Source organism: Brevibacterium linens ATCC 9172, assembly GCF_900169165.1.
In the GTDB taxonomy this organism is placed as follows: Bacteria; Actinomycetota; Actinomycetes; order Actinomycetales; family Brevibacteriaceae; genus Brevibacterium; species Brevibacterium linens.
Genome location: NZ_FXYY01000002.1, coordinates 174,892 through 197,266 on the forward strand (window position 1 = coordinate 174,892; position 22,375 = coordinate 197,266).

20 protein-coding genes are annotated in these 22,375 nt (G+C 66.0%); 15 read left to right on the plus strand and 5 right to left on the minus strand.

The features are described from left to right. Positions 1 to 46: 46 nt before the first annotated feature. Positions 47 to 1,117 (minus strand): D-alanyl-D-alanine carboxypeptidase family protein, encoded by a 1,071-nt coding sequence (locus BLIN9172_RS02355; protein WP_101553672.1) that lies wholly within the window; start codon positions 1,115 to 1,117, stop codon positions 47 to 49. A gap of 549 nt (positions 1,118 to 1,666) precedes the next feature. On the opposite strand from BLIN9172_RS02355, the gene rpsB reads away from it, so the two are divergent. The 9 genes from rpsB to BLIN9172_RS02405 all read left to right on the plus strand — a co-directional run bounded on the left by rpsB (position 1,667) and on the right by BLIN9172_RS02405 (position 10,005). Beyond that, entirely contained in the window at positions 1,667 to 2,575 is a 909-nt protein-coding gene (gene rpsB / locus BLIN9172_RS02365) for a 30S ribosomal protein S2 (RefSeq protein WP_101553674.1), read from the plus strand. Positions 2,576 to 2,608: 33 nt separating this feature from the next. Beyond that, positions 2,609 to 3,436 (plus strand): translation elongation factor Ts, encoded by an 828-nt coding sequence (gene tsf, locus BLIN9172_RS02370; RefSeq protein WP_101553675.1) that lies wholly within the window; start codon positions 2,609 to 2,611, stop codon positions 3,434 to 3,436. A 212-nt stretch (positions 3,437 to 3,648) separates the two neighbouring features. Continuing rightward, on the plus strand, positions 3,649 to 4,401 hold the full coding sequence (gene pyrH / locus BLIN9172_RS02375) for a UMP kinase (RefSeq protein ID WP_025777304.1): 753 nt from the start codon (positions 3,649 to 3,651) through the stop codon (positions 4,399 to 4,401). A 136-nt stretch (positions 4,402 to 4,537) separates the two neighbouring features. Then, positions 4,538 to 5,095, plus strand: coding sequence for a ribosome recycling factor (gene frr / locus BLIN9172_RS02380; protein ID WP_025777303.1), 558 nt, complete (start codon positions 4,538 to 4,540; stop codon positions 5,093 to 5,095). Further along, positions 5,095 to 6,117 carry a phosphatidate cytidylyltransferase gene (locus BLIN9172_RS02385; protein WP_101553676.1) on the plus strand — a complete coding sequence of 341 codons (1,023 nt, stop codon included), beginning with the start codon at positions 5,095 to 5,097 and terminating at the stop codon, positions 6,115 to 6,117. The genes frr and BLIN9172_RS02385 overlap by 1 nt, the downstream gene beginning before the upstream one ends. A gap of 243 nt (positions 6,118 to 6,360) precedes the next feature. Beyond that, the gene (rlmN, locus tag BLIN9172_RS02390; RefSeq protein ID WP_025777301.1) at positions 6,361 to 7,590 is read left to right on the plus strand and encodes a 23S rRNA (adenine(2503)-C(2))-methyltransferase RlmN; all 1,230 of its coding nucleotides are present in this window, start codon (positions 6,361 to 6,363) and stop codon (positions 7,588 to 7,590) included. 100 nt (positions 7,591 to 7,690) lie between these two features. Continuing rightward, positions 7,691 to 8,251, plus strand: a complete 561-nt coding sequence (locus tag BLIN9172_RS02395) for a DivIVA domain-containing protein (protein WP_025777300.1) — start codon at positions 7,691 to 7,693, stop codon at positions 8,249 to 8,251. Then, positions 8,244 to 8,918, plus strand: a complete 675-nt coding sequence (locus tag BLIN9172_RS02400) for a hypothetical protein (protein WP_101553677.1) — start codon at positions 8,244 to 8,246, stop codon at positions 8,916 to 8,918. The genes BLIN9172_RS02395 and BLIN9172_RS02400 overlap by 8 nt, the downstream gene beginning before the upstream one ends. A 109-nt stretch (positions 8,919 to 9,027) precedes the next feature. After that, positions 9,028 to 10,005, plus strand: coding sequence for a N5-glutamine methyltransferase family protein (locus BLIN9172_RS02405; RefSeq protein ID WP_205751015.1), 978 nt, complete (start codon positions 9,028 to 9,030; stop codon positions 10,003 to 10,005). 126 nt (positions 10,006 to 10,131) lie between these two features. On the opposite strand, the gene BLIN9172_RS02410 is transcribed toward BLIN9172_RS02405, so the two are convergent. Next, positions 10,132 to 11,331 (minus strand): acyl-CoA dehydrogenase family protein, encoded by a 1,200-nt coding sequence (locus BLIN9172_RS02410; RefSeq protein WP_025777297.1) that lies wholly within the window; start codon positions 11,329 to 11,331, stop codon positions 10,132 to 10,134. Between the two features lie 169 nt (positions 11,332 to 11,500). Here BLIN9172_RS02410 and dxr point away from each other — a divergent pair, with 169 nt between their 5' ends. Both dxr and BLIN9172_RS02420 read left to right on the plus strand, forming a co-directional pair. Beyond that, a complete protein-coding gene (gene dxr, locus BLIN9172_RS02415) occupies positions 11,501 to 12,721 on the plus strand; it encodes a 1-deoxy-D-xylulose-5-phosphate reductoisomerase (RefSeq protein ID WP_101553678.1) in 1,221 nt (406 codons plus the stop codon). Beyond that, on the plus strand, positions 12,718 to 14,271 hold the full coding sequence (locus tag BLIN9172_RS02420; RefSeq protein ID WP_101553679.1) for a M50 family metallopeptidase: 1,554 nt from the start codon (positions 12,718 to 12,720) through the stop codon (positions 14,269 to 14,271). Before dxr ends, BLIN9172_RS02420 begins: the two co-directional genes overlap by 4 nt. 30 nt (positions 14,272 to 14,301) lie before the next feature. On the opposite strand, the gene BLIN9172_RS02425 is transcribed toward BLIN9172_RS02420, so the two are convergent. Continuing rightward, entirely contained in the window at positions 14,302 to 15,702 is a 1,401-nt protein-coding gene (locus BLIN9172_RS02425; protein WP_101553680.1) for a serine hydrolase domain-containing protein, read from the minus strand. Between the two features lie 207 nt (positions 15,703 to 15,909). Between BLIN9172_RS02425 and ispG the strand changes: the two genes are divergently transcribed. Next, complete coding sequence (gene ispG / locus BLIN9172_RS02430; RefSeq protein WP_101553681.1) at positions 15,910 to 17,073, plus strand: flavodoxin-dependent (E)-4-hydroxy-3-methylbut-2-enyl-diphosphate synthase; 1,164 nt, start codon at positions 15,910 to 15,912, stop codon at positions 17,071 to 17,073. 81 nt (positions 17,074 to 17,154) lie between these two features. Then, positions 17,155 to 18,036, plus strand: a complete 882-nt coding sequence (locus tag BLIN9172_RS02435; protein WP_101553682.1) for a GNAT family N-acetyltransferase — start codon at positions 17,155 to 17,157, stop codon at positions 18,034 to 18,036. Positions 18,037 to 18,193: 157 nt separating this feature from the next. Here BLIN9172_RS02435 and BLIN9172_RS02440 read toward each other — a convergent pair whose 3' ends face one another. Together BLIN9172_RS02440 and BLIN9172_RS02445 are read right to left on the minus strand one after the other, a co-directional pair. Continuing rightward, complete coding sequence (locus BLIN9172_RS02440; protein ID WP_025777291.1) at positions 18,194 to 18,610, minus strand: RNA-binding S4 domain-containing protein; 417 nt, start codon at positions 18,608 to 18,610, stop codon at positions 18,194 to 18,196. Then, positions 18,610 to 19,500: an NUDIX hydrolase gene (locus tag BLIN9172_RS02445; protein ID WP_240811922.1), complete on the minus strand. Its 891-nt coding sequence runs from the start codon at positions 19,498 to 19,500 to the stop codon at positions 18,610 to 18,612. The genes BLIN9172_RS02440 and BLIN9172_RS02445 overlap by 1 nt, the downstream gene beginning before the upstream one ends. Before the next feature lie 206 nt (positions 19,501 to 19,706). Here BLIN9172_RS02445 and BLIN9172_RS02450 point away from each other — a divergent pair, with 206 nt between their 5' ends. Then, the gene (locus tag BLIN9172_RS02450; RefSeq protein ID WP_101553683.1) at positions 19,707 to 21,554 is read left to right on the plus strand and encodes a proline--tRNA ligase; all 1,848 of its coding nucleotides are present in this window, start codon (positions 19,707 to 19,709) and stop codon (positions 21,552 to 21,554) included. A 9-nt stretch (positions 21,555 to 21,563) separates the two neighbouring features. Further along, on the plus strand, positions 21,564 to 22,373 hold the full coding sequence (locus tag BLIN9172_RS02455; protein ID WP_101553684.1) for a TSUP family transporter: 810 nt from the start codon (positions 21,564 to 21,566) through the stop codon (positions 22,371 to 22,373). Positions 22,374 to 22,375: the final 2 nt, after the last annotated feature.

Below are 22,375 nucleotides of genomic sequence, written 5' to 3' on the forward strand. Positions count from 1 at the left end.
TCGGCCGGCAGAGTCATAGCGGAAGCGTCGGTCCGACTGCGGCGTGCTACTTCCGAAATTCCCAGTGCCAGGGCTCGGGCAGCGATCCCGTCTGCCGTGCCCAGCCGGGATGGATCCACCCGAACTTCGGCGCATTCGCCCGCATCCACTGATGCTGTGCGGTGCCGAAGGAATTGATCCCGCCGCCGAGGTCGACCGCCAGTGCCCACCCATGGTTCGACGTTCCCGGAGTCGCCGCCATCCGCCCCTTCCGTCGTTTGAGGACCACCTGCGTGGCGTAGTCCCGGTAGGCGTCGGTGACTGAGATCGGGGCACCGAACCGAGCCTCGAACGCTGTCGAGAGCCGATCGAAAGCCGCTTGAGCATCGCAGCGCAGCATCTGCCCGGGAGCCGACTCCAACGCACACATCGCCGAGGCGGGAATCCGCCCATTGCGGTGACCACCCCACGCTCCGGCACCGGAGGCGGTCGAACCCCCACCTCCTCTCGGTTCTTTCGCAGGCTTCCGCGACAGCGGCAGCAGCGCCGACTTCTCCTGACCGAAGAACTTGCCCGGATCGACGTACCTCTTCTCGCTCGCGGCCGGCCATGCTCCGATATGCAAGCACGAACGCTGACAGTGGCCACCGCTGCCCACCGTGCCGATCTGCTCACCAGCTTTGAAATCTTCACCCTTGACCAACGACGATTCGGCCGGTTGGAACGTGAGAACGTGATCGGAATCGGTGAGAATGCTGACGGTCGCAGTCCCCGCGACCGTGCCGGCGAAGCGGATCGTCCCTCCCGTCGGTGCCCGCAGCGGCTCGCCGACGACAGCGAGCACGTCGATTCCGCGATGGCCGGTCAGCCACGGCTGATCCGGAGGGTCGAAGGCTGTGATGATCTCCATCGCCGGCACCGGTGTGAGCCAATTGGTCGGTGCACTCCTGTGCGGATCGTTGTGCGCAGAAATCGAGGCGGGTCCTGTGGCGGCGCTCGCCACCGGGGGAGTGCCCGTGAGCACAAGAGCCGCTGCGACGATTACGGCAAGAAGCAGTGACTGCGGTGAGCCGAGGCTTGAGCGTCTCGCCCGGAGGCGGAACAGCTGGCGGAGGCGGTCGAGCGCGATGTGAGGCATGGGAGCATGCAACCCCGTCGTGCACGGTCGTGTCACCCGCGAGGATCACCCCTGTGGACGGACCTTGTCCATCCACAAGGCGCCGACGTTCGAGTCGCACGCCAGTCCACAGGAAGCGGTGGTCGAGTGCACCGAGACCACTGTGATCCGGCTCCTCACGACGATCGGGACCGTGCGCTCCGGCGCTCGACTCGCCGAGCGATCCACACCCGTCGACGCACGAGTCGATGCGATGATCCGGATCGGTGGGCCGCCTCGGCGGGGGATCGATCGTGATTGGAAATGACTTGCCCAAACGGGATAGACTGAGACCAGCAGAAGCGTGTCTTCTGACTACGCGTATCCGAATTCTTCTCCTTCCCGTGGTGCAGGCAACCGTCAGGTGTGCCTGTGGGGCGGACGAACCGGGTACCAGGAATCAACCGAAAATGTCATCGACGCATCCTGTCGATCGAATCGACGTGGACCATTAAAGGTTCGCTGTGAGAACGATCGACGCGCGCGTGACGTAAAAGCACCCCGAGGGTGCACAGAAAGGAGGGCGTCGGCATGGCCGTCGTCACCATCCGCCAGCTGCTCGACAGCGGCGTACACTTTGGACACCAGACCCGTCGTTGGAACCCGAAGATGAAACGTTTCATCTTCACCGAACGCAACGGCATCTACATCATCGACCTGCAGAAGTCGCTGGGCTACATCGACAACGCCTTCGAGTTCGTCAAGGAGACCGTGGCCCACGGCGGCTCGATCCTCTTCGTCGGCACCAAGAAGCAGGCCCAGGAATCCATCGCTGAGCAGGCTCAGCGCGTGGGCCAGCCCTACGTCAACCAGCGTTGGCTCGGCGGTATGCTCACGAACTTCCAGACCATCTCGATGCGTCTGCGCCGGCTGAAGGAACTCGAAGAGATCGACTTCGACGACGTTGCAGGTTCCTCGCACACCAAGAAGGAACTGCTCATCCTGCGTCGCGAGAAGGACAAGCTCGAGAAGACCCTCGGCGGCATCCGCGACATGCAGCGCACCCCGTCGGCCGTCTGGATCGTCGACACCAAGAAGGAACACCTCGCGGTCGACGAAGCCAAGAAGCTGGGCATCCCGGTCATCGGCATCCTCGACACCAACTGCGACCCGGACGACGTCAACTACCCGATCCCGGGCAACGACGACGCCATCCGCTCGGTCTCGCTGCTGACCCGCGTGGTCGCCGACGCCGTGGCCGAGGGCCTCATCGCCCGCCACTCCTCGGACGACGCCAGCGGAGAGAAGAACGTCTCCGCCGTCGAGCCCATGCCCGAATGGGAGCGCGAGCTCCTCGAAGGCAAGACCGAAGAGAAGCCCGCCGAGGCTGCCGCTCCGGCTGCCGACGCCGCTGAGGCTGCTCCCGTGGCTGACGCCGAGAACGCTGAAGCTGCTCCTGCCGCTGAAGCTGCCGACTCCACCGAGTCGACCGAGTCCTGATTTCGTTTAACTCCACCATCCTGAGGAGAAAGAATGGCAAACTACACTGCCGCTGATATCAAGGCACTGCGCGAGAAGACCGGCGCCGGAATGATGGACGTCAAGAAGGCTCTCGACGAGGCCGACGGCGACCAGACGAAGGCCATGGAGGCCCTGCGCATCAAGGGCCTCAAGGGCGCCACCAAGCGCGAAGGCCGCTCGACCTCCGACGGTCTGGTCGCGACCTCCGTCGAAGGCGGAGTCGGCACCATGATCGAGCTCAACTCGGAGACCGACTTCGTGGCGAAGTCCGAACCGTTCGTCAAGCTCTCCGAAGAGGTCCTCGAACTGGCCGTGGCGAACAAGGCCGATTCGGCCGAAGCGCTGCTGGCCGCCGAGACCGACGGCAAGCCCGTCTCCCAGTTCATCACCGAATCCGGTGCCTCGCTGGGCGAGAAGGTCGAACTGCGTCGCGTGGGCCGCGTCGAAGGCTCCAAGATCGCCTCCTACCTGCACCGCACCAACAAGGACCTGCCCCCGCAGGTCGGCGTGCTGCTGGCATTCGAGGGTGACGACGAGACCGTGGCACACGATGTCGCCGTGCACATCGCCGCCATGGCTCCGAAGTACTTCTCCCGCGAAGACGTTCCCGCCGATCTCGTCGAGAACGAGCGTCGCATCGCCGAAGACACCGCGAAGAACGAAGGCAAGCCCGAACAGGCTCTGCCGAAGATCATCGAGGGTCGCGTCAACGGCTTCTTCAAGGAGAACTGCCTGCTCGACCAGGGATTCGCCAAGGATCCCAAGCAGTCCGTGGCCAAGGTGCTCGAGGCTGCCGGCGTCAAGGCCACCGGCTTCCTGCGCTTCCGCGTCGGAGCCTGATGCGCCACTGACCGTGAAGCAGACTGATCTCTGCTTCCAAGGTTCATCGAGTGAGTGAGAACTCACCGGCGAAGCGGGGTCGGACCAATCGGTCCGACCCCGTTTTTCGCTAGACTGACCCAGACGCCCGAACACAGGCACCCGAAGACAGACGCCCGCACACAGTGACGATCCCACCGGGTACAGACCTGCCCGCACGGAAGAAGGACTCCATGACAAGCACCCCTGTTCACGAATCCAGCTATGCCAGCCGAGCCCTCCGGACGCACCGCCGCCGCGTTCTGCTCAAGCTCTCCGGCGAGGTCTTCGGCGGCGGCAAGATCGGCGTCGATCCCGACGTCGTGGCCGCAGTTGCCCGCGAGGTCGCACCCACCACCGAGGATGTCGAGGTCAGCATCGTCGTCGGCGGCGGCAACTTCTTCCGCGGAGCCGAACTCTCACAGCGCGGCATGGACCGCACCCGCGCCGACTACATGGGCATGCTCGGCACCGTGATGAACTGTTTGGCCCTGCAGGACTTCCTCGAACAGGCGGGCGTCGACACCCGCGTGCAGACCGCGATCCCGATGTCGCAGGTCGCCGAATCCTATATTCCCCGCCGCGCCATGCGGCACATGGAGAAGAACCGCGTCGTCATCTTCGGCGCCGGCGCCGGACTCCCGTACTTCTCCACCGACACCGTCGCCGCTCAGCGTGCACTCGAGGTGCACGCCGATGAGGTCCTCATAGCCAAGAACGGTGTCGACGGCGTCTACACGGCCGACCCCAAGGTCGACCCGAACGCCGAGAAGATCGCCGAGATCAGCTACCAGGACGCCCTGCAGCGCGGTCTCAAGGTCGTCGACGCGACCGCCTTCAGCCTGTGCATGGACAACAAGCTGCCGATGCACGTCTTCGGGATGGAAGGCGAGGCCAACCTGCGCAAAGCCATCATCGGTGAGAAGATCGGCACGGTCGTCCACTGACGCACGCCCCGATCGAGGCGGCAGGCCGACTGGCATCAACGCAGGTGAGAACATTCCTGTGATCGTGCGGTGCGGCATTTTTCAGTGTTGACCCATAGAATGAACCCAAAGCTTTAAGAGATGGAAAGAGGCAACCGTGATTGAAGAGACACTGGCCGAAGCCAGAGAGAAGATGGACAAGGCCGTCGAATTCACGCAGGAGGACTTCGCGTCGATCCGCACCGGCCGCGCCAATCCCGCACTGTTCGCCGATATCGAGATCGACTACTACGGTGCACCGACGCCGCTGCAGCAGCTCGCCTCGTTCCAGACGCCCGAGGCTCGCACGATCCTCGTGACCCCCTACGACAAGGGCACGCTGACCGATATCGAGACCGCACTGCGCAACTCCGACATCGGCGCGAACCCTGCCAACGACGGCAACGTCATCCGCGTCGTCCTCCCGGACCTCACCGAGGAACGCCGCAAGGAGTACGTCAAGATCGTCAAGGGCAAGGCCGAAGACGGCAAGGTCTCCATCCGCAACATCCGCCGTCACGCCAAGGAGGCGCTCGAACGCATCAAGAAGGACGGCGAGGCCGGAGAGGACGAGGTCACTCGCAGCATCTCCGAGCTCGACGATCTGACGAAGAGCAAGGTGGACAACGTCGACAAGCTGCTTGCGCAGAAGGAAGCTGAGCTGCTCGAGGTCTGATGATCGCCGTGACTGGGTCCGACAGCCCCGCGACTGATCCGGCTCCCCTCGGGGAGCCGGATCAGTCAGGCGAGGCCGCGCGGGTTGAGACCCCTTTCCCCAAACGTCGAGACCTGCGCAATTCGGACAAGCCGTATTCGCCCGACGATCCGGAGTCGAATCCCACCGCCGAGGCGGCTGCCGCCGAAGCCGAACCGGAAGCGAAGGACTACGGCCGGGCCGGACGGAACCTGCCGGCCGCGATCGGCATGGGACTGCTCATCGGCGGCGTGGTTCTCGCGTCCCTGATCTTCCTGCCGATCTCCTTCCTCTTCATCGTCCTCGTCGGCATCGTCGCCGCCATGTGGGAGCTGGCGAACGCGCTGTCACGGTCCGGCTCCCTGGTCTCGCGCGTACCCACCATGGTGTCGGCCGCCTGCATGGTCGTCGCCACCTTCATCGGCGGCCGTGAAGCACTCTGGGTCACCTTCGCCGCCAGCGCCGGAGCAGTCATGCTCTTCACGATGGTCGAGCGCCGGAAGAATGCAGTCAAAGACGTCTCGCTCTCCCTCTTCGCTCTCACCTACGTCGGCCTCATGGCCTGCTTCATCGTCTACATCCTCACCCAGCCGGACGGCAACTTCTACGTCATCATCTTCCTCGCCTCCGTCGTCGCCTCCGACACCGGCGGCTACGTCTTCGGCGTGCTGTGGGGCAGACACCCCATCGCCCCGCGGATCTCTCCGAAGAAGTCCTGGGAGGGCTACCTCGGCTCCACGGTCTTCGCCGCAGCGGTCGCGACGGTCCTGGCGATCACGGTCGTCGGCGCTCCGTTCTGGACCGGGCTGGTCATCGGCGCGGTGATTCCCGCGTTCGCCACCCTCGGCGACTTCAGCGAATCGATGATCAAGCGCGACCTCGAACTCAAGGACATGGGCACCCTGCTGCCCGGCCACGGCGGTGTGATGGACCGCCTCGACTCGATCCTGCCGACAGCCCCCGTCGCGCTCGTCCTCTTCTCGGTCCTGCCCGGCTACCTCTGAGCTGATCGCCGAGGCGGCTGATCGTGCAGGCGTCCTCCGGCCCGCTGGGTTCGGCCCCGCCCGACATGGCGGCTGATCGACACCGCGCGAACCGAGCGTTCCGAGCCGACCGCCCGACGTGGCGGCTCGCACACGACAGGCGCGCGGCGAACATGAGACAATGGCCGTGTGAGTTCTCAAGCAGGCAGAAGGCAGACCAGGCCCGTCGTCGAACATGCCGACGGCACGACATCGAAGACCCCGATGCGCGATGGCCGTCCCCTTCTCAACTTCAAGTCCGCACGGGTCAAGCAGCCGCCTCAGCATCTGGCCGATATGACGATGGACGAACGAATCGCCGCGGTCACAGAGATGGGGCTGCCCGCCTTCCGGGCCAAGCAGATCTCCACCCACTACTTCAGCCACTACGTCACCGACACCGAGGCGATGACGGACCTGCCCAAGGACAAGCGGGCAGAGATCCAGGAACGGTTCTTCCCGCACCTGCTCACCGAGGTGCGCCGCCTGCGCACCGAGAACGGCGACACCATCAAATTCCTGTGGCGGCTCTTCGACGGCGCTCTCGTCGAATCCGTGCTCATGCGCTACCGCAACCGTGTCACCCTGTGCGTGTCCAGCCAGTGCGGCTGCGGAATGAACTGCCCGTTCTGCGCCACCGGCCAGCAGGGCCTGACCAGGAACATGTCCACGGCCGAGATCGTCGAGCAGGTCGTCCGGGCCAACCAGGTCATCGCCGCCGGTGAGCTCTCCGAGGCTCCGACGTCGGATATGCCCGGTGCCGGCGAGACCGCGCTCGGTGCGGAAGCCGACGATGACGATGCGGCGGGGGAGTCCGCGTTCGACCCGGAGGCGACGGCCGCCTCGGCGAAGGGACCCGAACGGGTCTCGAACATCGTGTTCATGGGCATGGGCGAACCCCTGGCCAACTACAAGCGCGTGATGAACGCGGTTCGCCGGTTCGTCGGACCGAGCCCCGAAGGGCTGGGCATGTCGGCCAGGCGGATCACGATCTCCACGGTCGGGCTCGTGCCCGGCATCAACAAACTCGCCGCCGAGGACATCCCCGTCACCTTCGCACTCAGCCTGCACGCCCCCGATGACGAGCTGCGCGATGAGATGATCCCGGTCAACACACGGTGGAAGGCCGACGAGGCCATCGACGCCGCCTATAACTACTACCAGGTGACCGGACGCCGGGTGAGCATCGAATACGCGCTCATCAAGGACATGAACGATCACGCCTGGCGTGCCGAACTGCTGGCGAAGAAACTCAACGCCCGCGGACGCGGCTGGGTCCACGTCAACCCGATCCCGCTCAACCCGACCCCGGGGTCGGTGTGGACTGCCTCCGAACCGGACGTCGCCGACGAATTCGTCCACCGCCTCATCGATCAGGGCATTCCGACGACGATCCGCGATACCCGCGGCTCCGATATCGACGGCGCCTGCGGACAGCTCGCCGCAGCCGACTGATCGATGCTCGGATCGGCACCCGCCGACCGCGGCCACGCAATTTCTGCGGCTTCCATCTATCATGGTGGAAACACCACAGCCACTCGCTTCTGGAGGAGACATGGCGGACACGACTTTCCCTCGAATGTCCGGATGGAAGAACGGATACGACCCCAAGCAGGTCGACAGCTTCTTCAAACGTGCACGTGAGTCCTTCGAACGGCCGACGCCGCAACCCGGCGACCTCGACTCCCGGGCGGTGCGCACGGTCGGCTTCGACCTCGTCCGCAAGGGCTATCACGTCGCCGTCGTCGATGCCGCGCTCGATCGTCTCGAAGACGCATTCGCCAAGCAGGCCCGCGACCGCCTCATCGCGCAGTCCGGTCAGGACGCCTGGGTCTCCGAACTCACCCGTGTGGCCGCGTCCCTGCGGGGACGCCTGGTCCGTGAGCCCGGGGAGCGCTTCGACAACCCGCCTCCCGGAGTCATCGGCTACGACATCACCCAGGTCGACGACATGTGCGACAAGGTCAATTCGTACTTCACGCAGGGCGTGGCGATGAGCGTCGACCAGGTCCGCCGCGTGCTGTTCAAGACCGCGAAAGGCAAGAAGGCGTACAACGAGGACCAGGTCGATGCGTTCATCGACCGTGTCGTCGAAGTGATGGCCTCCGTTGACTGATTTCCACTACTTCGCGGTTCCGACCGCGACCGATCCCGGCACGCTCAACCCGGTGTACGAACTCCTCGACTTCCCGATCGCCATGGGCCGGGCCGAGGACGTCGTGCTGACCGGTCCGGCACCGGAGAAACCGCTGGTCGACGGTCGTGAAGTCACCGATCCCCGCCTGATCAAGGCCCTGTCCGTTCCGGTCGAGCTCGACCGCGCCGAGGTGCTCGACCGCAGTTCGAAGCTCGCCGGAGTGCTGCGCGCCATGGGTGTCGTTCCCGAATCCGGAGCCCGGTTCACCTTCGCCGAGGATGTCCCGCCGCTGGCGCGGGCGCTCGGTGTTCTTGCCGCCGCCCGGATCGGGCTCGTCGTGGATCTGCGGGCAGGGGCTGCGTCTGACTCTGCTTCAGACCTGGTGGTTCTCCACGCCATCGAAGACACACCGATCGAACCGGGGCGTGCCTCCGTGCGGGTCACCCGGTCGCGCTTCGAAGGCGTCGGAGTCACGATCGGGTCTGAAACCGCGAACCTCGACCAGGCGATGCGCGACTCCCGCGTCGAATTCGCCGCCGTGGTGCCGCTCGACCCGCAGCGCACGCTGGTGCTCACCGACGACGGTGATCTTGAGGCGAGTTCGAGCCTCGACTGGTACCGCACCGAGGTCCTCTCTGCTTCCTGAGCCCCGGACGTCTGGGGGCTTCGACACCGATGATGGTGTCGACGATCCGGCCTCTGCGGACCCGCGGCCTGCGGACCCGCGGCCTGCTGATCTGCGTTCGGCTGAGACGGTGGCTGCCCTGCGCGCGGCCGGCTGTGTCTTCGCCGAAGACGAAGCGGCGATCCTCCTCGAGACAGCGACCGCGTCTGCTGTCGACTCGCCCACGGTCGACGGGCCCGCTGTCGACGGGTCTGCTGGCGACGGGTCTGCTGGCGCTCATGCTGCGCCGAGACTCGGTGAGCTGGTGGCTCGTCGCGTTGCCGGCGAACCCCTCGAGCAGATCGTCGGTTGGGTCGATTTTGCGGGCTTGCGATTGAACGTTGAGCCCGGAGTGTTCGTGCCGCGGCAGCGGACCGCTCTGCTCGCGACGCACGCGGTGTCCGCGGTTCAGCGGATGGTGGACTCACGAGGGAACAGGCCGGAGACCAACTCACGAAAGAACGGGGCAGAAGCAGAAGCCGGCGTCGCGGCAATGCGACCTGTTGTGCTCGAAGCGTTCTGCGGGGTCGGACCGGTCGCCTCGGCGGTGGCCGCGTCGGTGCCGGGGGTCGATATTCACCTCGGTGATGCGCAGGCGGAGGCTGTGGGTTGTGCGGTGGGGAATGCCGAAAGCTGTGTTCACACGGGGGAGTTCGGCCGGGCAGGCGAATCAGTGCCGGCACTGGAGGCCGGCACCACCGTGACGGGGCATGTCCTCGACTGCCTGCACGGACTGCCCGACTCACTGCACCAGTCGATCTCGGTGATCGCGGCGGTCCCGCCCTACGTTCCTGAAACTGCGGCCGATTTTCTGCCCCATGAGGCCCTCGACTTCGAGCCGAGCACCGCTCTGTTCGGCGGACACGACGGACTCGACCTCGTGCGCCGACTCATCACGGAGTCACTCGACTGGCTGGGCCCGGACGGTGTGCTGCTCATCGAGCTCGGGCGAGGTCAGGTCGCAGAGGCCACCGGGTTCGCCACCGAGCGGGGGCTGGCAGCCCGGAGCCACCTCGGCGAGGATGACCACACGGCCGTCCTCGAACTGCGCCGGGGCCACTGGAACTGACAACGGCCGGCTGCGTACCGACTGGCTCAAAGTGTCCGTGCAGTGCATTAGGGCCGGGCGCGGGCACTTTGAGCCAGTCGGTGGGTGGGTGCAGCCGGTACCCCGGCCCGCCCCTGGAGCTGAGGCTCAGTTCGCGAAGGCGTTGATTCCGGTCATCGTCCGACCCAGGGTCAGCTGATGCACCTCATGGGTGCCTTCGTAGGTGAGCACGGTCTCGAGGTTCACCGCGTGACGCAGCGGCGGGTACTCGCTTGTGATGCCCGACCCGCCGAACAGGGCGCGCAGGTCACGGCAGACGTTCATCGCGGTATCGACATTGACCATCTTGCCCAGGCTGATCTGCTCTGGACGGACACCCTTCTCCGAGTCCTTGAGCTTGCCCAGATGCGCGGCGAGCAGAGTGATCTGCGAATACTGGCCGAAAGCCTTCGCCAACTTCTGCTGCGTGATCTGGAACGAGGCCAGCGGACGATCGAACTGCACACGGGTCCCGGTGTACTCCAGCGCCGAGAGCAGGGCATCACGGGCCGCGCCGGTGACACCGAAGACGATTCCGTAGCGAGCCTCGGACAGGCAGGACAGGGGTCCCTTGAGTCCCTTGGCCTTCGGCAGCATCGCGTCCTCGGGCAGGCGGACGTTGTCGAGGACGATCTCACCCGTGATGGATGCGCGCAGCGAGATCTTGCGGTGGATCTCCGGGGTCTGCACACCCTCGGTGTTCGAGGGGACGACGAAGCCGCGGACGACGTTCTTGCCCAAGCCATCGACCTCCTCGGTCTTGGCCCACACGACCATGACGTCGGAGACCGGGGAGTTCGTGATCCACATCTTCGCGCCGTTGAGGATCCAGTCGGATCCGTCCTTCTTCGCGGTCGTCTTCATCCCCGACGGGTCGGAGCCGACATCGGGTTCGGTCAGACCGAAGCAGCCGATTGCCTTGCCGGCGGCCATCTTCGGCAGCCATTCTTCCTTCTGCGCTTCCGATCCCCAATGGTGGATGGCGAACATGGCCAGCGATCCCTGCACTGACACGAGCGACCGCAGACCGGAGTCGACGGCTTCGAGCTCCCGGCAGGCCAGTCCGTACTGAGTCGCCGTCGAACCGCCGCAGCCGTAGCCGTCGAGGTGCATGCCGAGCAGACCGAGCTCGCCGAGTCCTTCGGCCAGTTCGCGAGCGGGGATGGTGGCGTCGAGGAAGTAGTCGCCGATCTTCTCCCGGACGTTCTCGTCCAGCCACTTCTTCACGATCGATGCGAATTCGAGGTCATCGGGTTCGAAGACCGAATCCAGTCCAAGAATGTCGTCAGGGCTCAGCGTTGTGCTCATATCCATCTCTTTCGCCATTGATTCTTCTCACCCACTGTTTCACCGGAGCGCGGTGGACAACCGACGCATCCGAACCACAAGATCTCCGCGGCTCCCTGGGCGGAGATCGAAGCGACATACGAGAACGTGTCGAGTCATTTCCCAGAGAACTTTGGCATCATCGGTTGGCGTGAGTAAACGTGGTTTCATTGTAGTCGGCTCAACCGGTTCGGTCGGCACCCAGGCCCTTGACGTCCTTGCCGAACACCGGGACGAGCACATGATCGTCGGCTTGGTCGCCGGTTCCCAGCTCGACCTTCTGCTCGAGCAGGCCCTCGATTTCCACGTTCCCGTCATCGGGCTCGCCACTCCTCCTGCCGGCGGCGAGACCGAGGTGCGTGCGCGACTGACCGAGTTGGCTGCCGAGCGGGGGATCACCGATCCCGTCGACGCCATCCACCTCGGTGACGACGCCGCCGAGGCGGTCGCACGTTTGGCCGCGGACATGGTCCTCAACGCGATCACCGGTGCCGCCGGTCTCGGCGCGACCCTGGCCGCTCTCGAACGCGGCACGGATGTGGCCCTGGCGAACAAGGAATCCCTCATCATCGGCGGGTCCATCGTCCTCGACGCCGCTCGTGCCTCCGGGGCCCGGCTGGTGCCGGTTGACAGTGAGCACTCCGCGATCGCCCAGGCGCTGCGCGCCGGAACGCACGGTGAAGTCAGCAAACTCATCATCACCGCTTCGGGCGGACCGTTCCGCGGAATGACCCGCGATGCCCTGCGTCGGGTCACCCCCGCCCAGGCGCTCAACCATCCCACCTGGTCGATGGGGTCGATGATCACCATCAACTCGGCGACCCTGGTCAACAAGGGCCTCGAAGTCATCGAAGCCCACCTGCTCTTCGACATCGACTTCGACCACATCGAAGTCGTCGTCCAACCGCAGTCGCAGATCCATTCGATGGTCGAGTTCACCGATGCCTCGACGATCGCGCAGATCTCCCCACCGGATATGCGCCTGCCGATCTCCTATGCTCTGGGCACCCAGGACGACGGGACGACGAAGCGACTGACCTCGGGAGCCGTCCCGCACAATTGGGGCCAGCCCATGCACTGGTCGTTCGAACCGGTCAACCATCTCGCCTTTCCCGCGCTCGGCCTGGCCATCGACGCCGGTAAGAAAGGGCGCAGCTACCCCGCGGTGCTCAACGCCGCCAATGAGGAACTCGTCGCCGCGTTCATCGCCGGTGACATCGCCTTCACCGGAATCGATAAAGGTCTGGCCCGAGCCCTGGCCGCCCACGAACCTGCGGCCGAACACACGGTGGAGACCGTGCTGGCCGCCGACGGGTGGGCCAGGGACTTCGCTCGCGCCGACGTCGCCGAACAGAACGGGGGCCGCCGATGACCGTTGTGCTCTACATCGTCGGGATCATCCTGTTCCTCATCGGCATCTCGATCTCGATTGCGCTGCACGAACTCGGCCACCTCACTCCGGCGAAGAAGTTCGGGGTGAAAGTCACGCACTATATGGTCGGCTTCGGACCGACCCTGTTTTCCTTCCGCCGCGGTGAGACCGAATACGGCATCAAAGCCTTCCCCCTCGGCGGGTTCATCGCGATGCCGGGAATGTACCCGCCGGAAGAGGCCACGAAGTCCCGCCATGAGACAGCCGCCGCTGGACGGAAAGGCGGTGCCGCCGGCATCGTCGTCGACGGCGGGGTCGACGGAACGGCGGGCCGCCTCGGCGAACCGGACGGGGCGCCGGACTCAACGGACAACGAAACGTCGGGCCGGCTCGGCGGAGGGACGGAAGACGGCGACGCCGCACCGCTGCGTCGGGACCGGAAGAAACGGAAGGGGCGGCTGTTCGAAGATACGATGGCCGATGCCCGGGAGTTCTCGAATCAGGAGATCGAGCCGGGGGAGGAGCGCCGGACGTTCTATGCGCTCAGCGTGCCCAAACGGCTCGTCGTCATGTTCTCGGGTCCCTTGGTCAACCTCGTCCTGGGCATCCTCATCATGGCGATCTCGCTGCTGGGCATCGGTGTGATCACTCTGACGACGACCGTCCAGACCGTCGTCGAATGTGCGGTGCCCGCCTCCGAGGCGCAGCAGCGTCCTGCCTCGGAACAGAACACCTGCCGTGACGACGATCAGCTCACTCCCGCGTGGGAAGCCGGGATCAAACCGGGGGACGAGATCACCGCGATCGCCGGCGTCGAGACGAAGGACTGGGATCAGCTGTCCTCGGTCATCAAGGACCATGCCGGCGAACGCGTCGACGTCGACTTCATCCGCGACGGTCAGGCCCAGACGGTGACGGTGCCGATCATCGCCACCGAACGGCCGAAGGTCGACGACGCGGGCAGGGCCGTGCTCAACCCGGACGGGACCCCGCAGACCGAGACACAGGGATTCTTCGGCGTCGGACCGGTCCAGGAACGTCAGTCCCTGCCGCTCGATGAGTTCCCCGGCGCCGTGTGGGACCAGGTTTCAGGAGTCTTCCACGCGATCCTGACGCTGCCGGTCAAACTCGTCGACATCGGCGAGGTGGCCGTCGGCACGAAGGACCGCGATGCCGAGGGACTCGTCGGCATGGTCGGCGTCGGCCGCATCGCCGGCGAGATCGTGTCGACCGACCAGATCGACGTCGTCGACAAGGCGCAGATGGGGCTGGGCATGCTCGGCTCACTCAACATCTTCCTCTTCGCGTTCAACATGATCCCGCTGCTGCCCCTCGACGGCGGACACATCGCCGTGGGCCTCTACGAAGGTGCGCGCCGCCGCATCAACCGGTGGCGCGGGCGCGGGCTGGTCGGTCCCTTCGACACCGCGAAGCTGCTGCCGCTGACGTACGTGTGCATCGGACTGATGCTGTGCATGACGGCGCTGCTCGTCTACGTCGACCTCGTCAAACCCATCACCCTCGACGCGATCTTCAACTCCGGCGGGTAGGCCGGGCCGGGCCGGCGCGGGCTGTCGAACTCAGGAACTGAGGGTGATCGCCTGGACCTCGCCGAGGTGATTGAGCCCGACCGTGATCGTGGACTTCGCCTCGGCTGTGCCCGGCACCGTGACCACTCCGCGCAGTGGGGAGACCATCTCGAGGTCCGCCTCGGCGAAGGGACGGTCGAGCTGCTTCTCCGCCCGCCACCGGGCGAAGCTCTCCCGCCGCTCGTCACGGGGTTCGTCGAGGTCCACGTTCACCCCGAAGATCTCCTCGGCGACGGTGTCGTCGAAGTCATTGACGAGGTTGGCCGCGGCCATCACGGTGTCGATCTGGGCTCGGCCCGCAGAGTAGCAGGGCACCGGCGCCGAGGTGGTCCGCCGTTCCAGCCGTATGCCCTGTTGTCCCGTGGCCGCCGCCCACCCGAGGTCGAGCGCATCTTGGACCACACGCTGCGCCGGATAGTACGTGGTGTTGCCGAGGACGACGAGGCTCAGCCCCAGGTCGGGGAACCAGCGCATATGTGAGCCGTACCCGGGGTAGCCGCCGGAATGGCAGACGACTCGGCCGAAGCGCGTGTCCAGTCGAGTTTCGAGCCCGTGCCCGTAGCTGAGCGACTCCGCGTGATGGTCGCTCGTCTGGATCTCCATGGTCCGTCGTGGCTGCTGGTCGTCGGTCAGTATCCGTGACAGGGACCCGGGAGCGTAGGAGTCAATGCGTTCGAGGGCGTCGAGATGCGCGCCCATCCATGTGCCGATGTCGTTCACGGTGGAGATGATCCCGCCGATGGGGGAGAAGACCCCGGGCCCGGTGAGTTCGGCCGGGTGGAGGCCACCGCCCAGATCGACTCGGTGACCGGGCGCCAGGTCCGGGAAGTCGGTGTGGTCGAAACCCGTGTGCGTGAGCGTCAGGGGTCCGACGATCTCCGCGGCCACGAGTTCGGTGAACGGTCTGCCCGTGACCGCCTCGGCGACCATGCCGAGAAGCGCATAGCCGAGGTTCGAATACTCATAGCCGGTGTCGGCTGGGGCGCAGGCGATGGCGCCGCGGTGCAGCCAGTCGGTGAGCTCGGCCGGAGTCATCGCCTCCATCCTGTCGGCCCACGGGTCGTCCTTGGTGAAACCGGTGCTCATCGTCAGGGCCTGCCGGCAGGTGCGGTCGGCAATGGCCGTACCGGCCATTTCGGGGAGCAGGGCAGAGAAGGGAGCGTCGAGGTCGAGCGCGTCGGCGGCGAGGACCCCGATGGCCGCGGCGGTGAAGGACTTCGTCATCGAAGCGATCCGGTACGGAACGTCGGCGTTGACGGTTCGGGCAGGGTCGCCTCGGCGAAAGACTCCCCATGCCAGGGATCCACCCTGGTCGTCGAGCTGCTGTGCTGCGGCATCGAGAGCCGCAGACATCGCCTCGACATCGGGTTCGACGAATCCGGGTGTGCTCACAGGGCTGCTCCTTCGTGCCGATGGCAGGTCACCTTCACACTACCGTCAGCCGGTGACACGAAGGCGATTGCCGATTGCGCCCTGCGGACGGACAGCCCTGTGTCTGTGCGAGATCCTACAATGGTGATGGTTCGCACAATCCGGGTCCCGCATCGGCGCCGGCTCGGACATTGTGGCTGGTCACCAGCCTGACTGAAGGGATCCTTCGTGACATCGGTCAATCTCGGAATGCCCGCGCCACCGCCTCCCGTGCTCGCTCCGCGGAGGAAGACGAGGCAGATCAACGTCGGAAAAGTGGGGGTGGGGTCCGAATCCCCGGTGAGCGTGCAGTCGATGACGACGACGCAGACGACGGACATCAACGGCACCCTGCAGCAGATCGCCGAACTCACCGCCGCCGGCTGCGATATCGTGCGCGTGGCCTGCCCGACCGCCGACGACGCCGCAGCCCTGCCGATCATCGCCGGCAAATCCCAGATCCCCGTCATCGCCGACATCCACTTCCAACCCAAATACGTCTTCGCCGCCATCGACGCCGGCTGTGCGGGAGTGCGCGTCAACCCCGGCAACATCCGCAAGTTCGACGACCAAGTCAAGGAGATCTCGAAGGCCGCCGCCGAGGCGGGTGTGTCCATCCGCATCGGCGTCAACGCCGGCTCCCTCGACAAACGGCTGATGGACAGATACGGCAAGGCCACGCCCGAAGCGCTCGTGGAATCCGCCTTGTGGGAGGCGTCCCTGTTCGAAGAACACGGATTCTATGACTTCAAGATCTCCGTCAAACACCACGACCCGGTGATCATGGTCCGCGCCTACGAACTGCTCGCCGAGCGCGGCGATTGGCCGTTGCACCTCGGCGTCACCGAGGCGGGGCCGGCCTTCCAGGGCACGATCAAATCCGCCACCGCCTTCGGTCACCTGCTGGCCGAGGGGATCGGGGACACCATCCGCGTCTCCCTGTCGGCTCCTCCGGCCGAGGAGGTCAAGGTCGGCAACCAGATCCTCGAATCCCTCAACCTGCGGCCCCGGAAGCTCGAGATCGTCTCCTGTCCGTCCTGTGGGCGTGCGCAGGTCGACGTGTACACGCTCGCCGAACGCGTCACCGCCGGACTCGAAGGCATGGAGGTGCCGCTGCGGGTGGCCGTCATGGGCTGCGTGGTCAACGGCCCCGGTGAGGCCCGAGACGCCGACCTCGGTGTGGCCAGCGGCAACGGCAAAGGGCAGATCTTCGTCAAGGGTCAGGTCATCCGAACCGTGCCCGAATCCGAGATCGTCGAGACCCTCATCCACGAGGCCAACCGCATCGCCGAGGAGGCCGCGGGGCAGCCATCCGGTGCTGCGTCGGTGCCGCCTGAAGTCACCGTCGGGTAGGTGCGATACCTTGTGAGGACGAACAGATACATGGTCCACTCATCGGCCCATGCTGACGGCTGAGAAAGAGTTCAGGGGCACATGGCGCTGAGGATCGCACGACTGGAACATCAGCACACCCGGTGGCTGACGGACCTGCTTGCGCGCAATCCCTGTGAGAACGTCTACCTCATCTCCCTGCTCGAAGTCACAGGTACCGCCCGTCTGGGCTCTCCTGCCGGCACGCTGTACGGAATCTTCGACGGTGACCGGCCCGTCGCCGCCTACTGGGTGGGCGGCAACATCATCCCGGTCGCGGCGACTCCGGCGACGAACGAAGTGCTTGCCCGCAAGCTCAATGCCGACGGTCGTGTGTCCTGCTCGCTCATCGGCAACCGGTCGGTCATCCTCGACCTCCAGCAGCGACTCAATTGGGGGCGTCCGCGGGGAGTGCGCGAACGGCAGCCTCTGCTGGCCATCAGTTCCGACCCGCAGGTCACCCCCGACGAGCATGTGCATCGGGTGACCCTCGACGACCTGGGTGCGGTGTTTCCCGCCAGTGTGGACATGTTCACCAAAGAGGTCGGATTCTCACCGATCGAGGACGGCACCGCCGGGTACCTGTCGCGAGTGCGCGGGATCATCCGCGGCAAGAACTGCTATGCCCGGATCTCTGCGAGCCTGCCCCAAGGAGGCGCGGTGCCGAGGTGGCCGGCGAGGGAGCAGGACGAACAGGTGCTGTTCAAGGCCGATATCGGCATCCGCGCTCGCCGCATCGTCCAGGTCCAAGGGGTATGGGTCCATCCCGCAGCGCGCAATCAGGGGCTCGGGGCTGCGGGCATGGCCGCGGTCGTCCAGCGCACCCGCGACAAAGGCCATTCCACGGTGAGCCTGTATGCCAATGACTACAACGAGACGGCGCTGCGCATGTACGCCCGCGTCGGCTTCGAACAGGTCGGCACCTTCGCCACCGTCATGTACTGAGCGCTCGGACGTTCAGGTATTGGAAGATCTCACCGACCGCTCGAGTTGCCGTCGCTGTATCACGTTATGCGGTGAGCGGTCGGCGGCAACGTGAGCTCTCGGCGGGCAGGGGGCGTTATGCGGTGAGCGGTCGGCGGCAACGTGAGCTCTCGGCGAATCAGTCGCGGCGGTTGCGCGACCGGGGCTTGGCCAGATCGCCGAGGAACTTCTCCATCTCCCGGCGGTCCTTCTTCGTCGGACGCCCCAGCCCTTTGTCGCGTCGGGGCACGAAGCCGCGCAGCGCGGGATCGGGCGGGGGAGTGAGGTCCTCATAGCACTGTACGGCCACACTGGCCTGCATCCGGGTGGGGATGAACCCGGTGATCCTCCAGATGAACTCGGACCCGGCCTTGCGCACCCGCACCTCTTGGCCGATCGTCACTTTCTGCGCGGCCTTGACCCGCTGACCGTCGACCTGCACATGCCCGCCACGACACGCCTGAGTGGCGAGGTTGCGGGTCTTGAACATCCGCGTCGTCCACAGCCACACGTCGACGCGCATGTGCTTGGCCGCATCCCGGTTGATCTCGGTCATCAGCGATGACCGTCCGGAGAATTCGGGCCGGCAGGGCGGGTATCGGCAGTGTGCGTGCCCGATGAGTGCACGCCCGCATCGGCCCCATCGGGCGCCTGGATCCGGGTGTCGGCGCGCAGCGCCAGAGCCGAACGCCGGGTGAATGTCTGCGCCGGACGACCTCGTCCCTGGCTGACGGCCTCCCCGGTGGGATCGAGCAGAGGCAGCATGGTGCGACGGAACGTATCGGCCTGCAGGCTCTCCCCGGCGACGATCTCATGGAGTTCGCGCAGCTGCCGCAGCGAGAACTCCTGCTCCAGCAGCCCGAAGGGATCCGGGGTGCGCTCGTGAAAGGCCCGCAGGCGGTGCACGGCCACGCGCACGATCTCCTGATGTTCGGCACTGAGCTCACCGACATCGTGGACGGGCACGAGCTTCCGGCTGTGGACGGGGGAGTCCGGGTGATCGGAATCCGACTCCGCAGACTCAGGGTCGGCAGCCTCGGGGAGGGCTGCCTCGGTGGGGGACGTCTGGGCTCCCTCGGTCGCAGCATCCGGCACGGCCGCCTCGGTGGGATCGCCCTCCTCGGCGAGTCCGACATCGGAGGCGGAGAGTACGTCGAGATGGGCCACGGAGATCACCCAGCCGCGATCATCACGGTCGGGCTGGTCGAACACGTGCAACTGGACGGGGGCGCGGTCGACCAACCGGGCCTTCTCGCGCAGACAGCGGGCGACCGCCTCGGCGAGGCGTTCCTGCGGGCGCAGGATCGACCCGGGCAGCTGCCACACTCCGTCCCCGGGATGGGTCATGAGAACATGCAGGCCACGGCCGGGCACGGGGCAGAGGACCGCGGTGTCGACCGCGACCGAGGGCCGCGGGAACTGCGTGAGTTGGCTGGGATCAGGCATGCTCTTCGTATCGTTCGGACTCGTCTTCTCAGCGGGGACCGGGCGGGGGACAGGATGGCCCCGCCCGATGCCGGGCTTCGGTGCTGCAGTCCCCAGTCTAATTCTCTTCCCGCAGGTGACGAATCCGCACCCGCTCGGATTCCCTCCGGCTCGCCCGCGTGCGATAGTGTTCGATCTGAGTCTTGACAAGTTGAGGAGATTTACCCATGGCCCTGCGCATGTCGTCCCTGTTCGTGCGAACCCAGAAGGAGGACCCGGTCGGCGCCGAGGTGGCCAGCCACAAACTGCTGCACCGTGCCGGATACATCCGCAGGTCGGCACCGGGAATCTACACGTGGCTGCCGTTGGGCCTGGCCGTGCTGGGCAAGATCGAGGCCATCGTGCGCGAAGAGATGGCGCTCGCCGGCTCCCAGGAGGTCCACTTCCCGGGTCTTCTGCCCGCCGATCCGTACAAGAAGTCCGGCCGTTGGGAGGCCTTCGGACCTGACCTCTTCCATCTCAAGGACCGCCGCGAGAATGACTACATCCTCGCCCCCACCCATGAGGAGGTCTTCACCCTCCTGGTCAAGGATCTGTACTCCTCTTACAAAGACCTGCCGCTGTCGATCTACCAGATCCAGACGAAATACCGCGACGAGGCTCGCCCTCGGGCAGGACTGCTGCGCGGGCGCGAGTTCATCATGAAGGACGCCTACTCCTTCGACATCGACGACGCCGGACTCGACGCCTCCTACGAGGCCATGCGGGTGGCCTATCTGCGGGCCTTCGCCCGCCTCGGCCTGCCGTGCCTGCCGGTCAAGGCGACCCCGGGTGCCATGGGCGGCTCCGGAACAGAAGAATTCATCTACCCCTCCGAGGTTGGCGAGGACACGTTCGTGAAGTCGCCCGGCGGATATGCCGCGAACGTCGAGGCCGTGACCTCGATCGTGCCCGAGGCGATTCCCTACTCGCAGTCGCCGGCCGCCCATGTCGAAGACACCCCGGACACCCCGACGATCGAGACCCTCGTGGCCGCGGCGAACGCCTCGCACCCGCGCTCCGATCGCGAATGGACGGCCGCAGACACGCTGAAGAACGTCGTCTGCGCCGTCACCCACCCCGACGGCACCCGCGAGATCATCGTCATCGGCCTGCCCGGTGACCGCGAAGTCGACCTCGACCGGGCCGCCGGCACCGGAATGCTCGGCGACGGTGAGGTCGACCTCGAAGCCGCGACGCCTGAGGATCTCGCCGCCCACCCGGAGCTCGTCAAGGGCTACATCGGACCCGGCAACTCCCTCGATGCCCCGGTGCTCGGCATCGAATCGCCCTCGAAGATCCGCTACCTCCTCGACCCTCGCGTCGTCGATGGCACCCGCTGGATCACCGGCGCCAATGAGCCCGGCCGTCACGTCTTCGACCTCGTCGCCGGACGCGACTTCACCGCCGACGGCACCATCGAAGCCGCCCAGGTCGTCCTCGGCGATCCGGCACCGGACGGCTCCGGTCCGCTGGAACTGGCCCGGGGTGTCGAGATCGGTCAGATCTTCAAGCTCGGCCGCAAGTACTCCGAATCCCTCGACCTCAAGGTGCTCGACCAGAACGGCAAGGCGACCACCGTGACCATGGGTTCCTACGGCCTCGGCGTCACCCGTGTCATGGCCTGCATCGCCGAGGAGTACCATTCCGAGGACGGACTCCTGTGGCCGCAGCATCTGGCCCCGGCCGATGTGCACATCATCGTCGCCGGCAAGGGCGAGGAGATCGCCGCAGCCGCCGAGAAGATGACGACCGAACTCGAAGCCGACGGTGTCAGCGTCCTGCTCGATGACCGCAACAAGGTCTCGCCCGGGTTCAAGTTCGCCGATGCCGAGCTCATCGGCATCCCCACCGTCATCGTCGCCGGCCGCGGACTGGCCGACGGCGTCGTCGAGGTGCGTGACCGTCTGGCCGGGGAGAAGTCCGATCAGCCCGTCGCCGAGGTGGTCCCCGCCACCGTGGCACGGGTGCGTGAGGCGTACGCGAAGGCCGCAGCCGCAGCCGATGCGGCGGTCAGCGCCGACCGGAACGCCTGAGCCGCCTCGGTGTTCGACGCCCTCGCCGGAGGCATCGACGTCACCTGGACGATAGTCCTGTGGCTGCTCGCCGCGGGAGTCCTGGCCGGCTGGATCGATGCCGTCGTCGGCGGGGGCGGACTGATCCAGCTGCCCGCGCTGCTGCTCGTGCCGGGGATGAGCCCCGTCCAAGCGGTTGCGACGAACAAGGTCGGGTCGATTGCGGGCACGACCGCCTCGGCGATCACCTATCTGCGCACGATCACCCCGGACCGGTCGGCGACGATCCCGGCCGCGGCCTCGGCGTTCTTAGGCGCCGTGCTCGGGGCGAAGCTCGCGACCTTGGTGCCGGCTGAGGCGTTCACCCCGATCATCCTGGTCGCGCTCATCGGGGTCGGGATCTTCACGGTGCTCAACCCGAGCCTCGGGGCCGACGCCACCCTGCGGTTCGGGGAAACGTCGAAACGCCACCACGCGCTGTCGTGGCTGATCGGGTTCGTCATCGGCATCTACGACGGGGTGCTCGGACCGGGCACGGGATCGTTCCTCGTCATCGCCTTCGTCTCGATCATCGGATTCTCGTTTCTGCAGGCCTCGGCGACGGCGAAGGTCATCAACTGGGCAACGAACTTCGGAGCGCTCGTCTACTTCATCCCCGACGGTCAGGTCGTCTGGCTGCTGGGCGTGGTCGTGGCCATCGGCAACGTCACCGGTGGAATCTTCGGTGCCCGCACCGCGCTGGCGAGGGGCTCCGGGTTCGTCCGTGTCATCTTCGTCATCGTCGTCTCCGTGCTGATCCTCAAGCTCGGCTTCGACGTCATCGCCACCCTCATCCACTGATT